Here is a 951-nt window from a genome sequence, read left to right as displayed (position 1 = left end):
CAGAGCCAGACAGTTAAAGACAACTGTGCATCAGAAGGCCTGCCTGGCGACTTCAGCCTGGACAACAACCAGTCTTCAACATTGGTTGGTGGTAACCCGGATCTGAAACCTGAAACCTCTGAAAGCTTCACTTTAGGTGTTGTTTATCAGCCAGAGTTCATCGAGAACTTCAGCGTTGCAGTTGATTACTACGACATCGAAATTGAAGATGGTTTAGGTGCGCCAAGTACTTCCGCTATCATCTCTGAGTGTTACAACAGCGAAAACTTCTCAGCGAGTTCTTGTGACCTGATTTTAGGTCCGGAAGCTGTAGGTCGTCCTGGTTACTCAGGCTCTGAGTTCCGTGACTCTCAAGGTTACATGGCTGGTATTCTTGCCGGTACTGCAAACATCTCAACGTTCACAACTTCAGGTTTTGACTTCGATGTGAAATGGGCAGCTGACCTGGGTGACGGCATGTTCAACCTGCGTGTTGACGGTACTGTACTCGATGAGTACAAATACCTGGCGCAAGAAGGTGCGGAAACTCTTGAGTTGGCTGGAAAATTCGGCGCAGACACCAACTTCGGTGGTCGTGTAGCGGCATTCCCAGAGTTGCGTACAAACCTGACTATGGGTTACCAAATTGGTGACTTCGACTGGAGCTGGATCACTCGCTACCAGGATGGCGTAACTGACATCAACTACGATGTGGATGATCTGTCAAGCGAAGTAGGAAGCTACGTATATCATGACGTACAGATGAACTACTTCTTCAGCGAAACAACCACCTTTACTCTTGGTGCGCGTAACGTGTTTGATAAGCAGCCTCCATACGTTACTAACAATAACGATATGAATACTTTGAACTCTTCTTATGACACTGCTGGTCAATACTGGTATGGTCGTATCAGCATGAAGTTCTAAGGCCTGACAACGTTAGTTGTTTAAAAACCCAGCTTCGGCTGGGTT

General features: G+C 47.1%; 1 protein-coding gene. It reads left to right on the top strand.

The features are described from left to right. Positions 1-906: TonB-dependent receptor domain-containing protein (locus tag B3180_RS10060; RefSeq protein ID WP_286844316.1), on the top strand; the 906-nt coding region annotated here is incomplete at its 5' end. Positions 907-951 lie beyond the last annotated feature (45 nt).

Origin of the sequence: Idiomarina sp. UBA4206 (genome assembly GCF_002383015.1) — a bacterium.
Lineage (GTDB): Bacteria > Pseudomonadota > Gammaproteobacteria > Enterobacterales > Alteromonadaceae > Idiomarina > Idiomarina abyssalis.
This window is presented reverse-complemented; position numbering and strand designations above follow the sequence as displayed.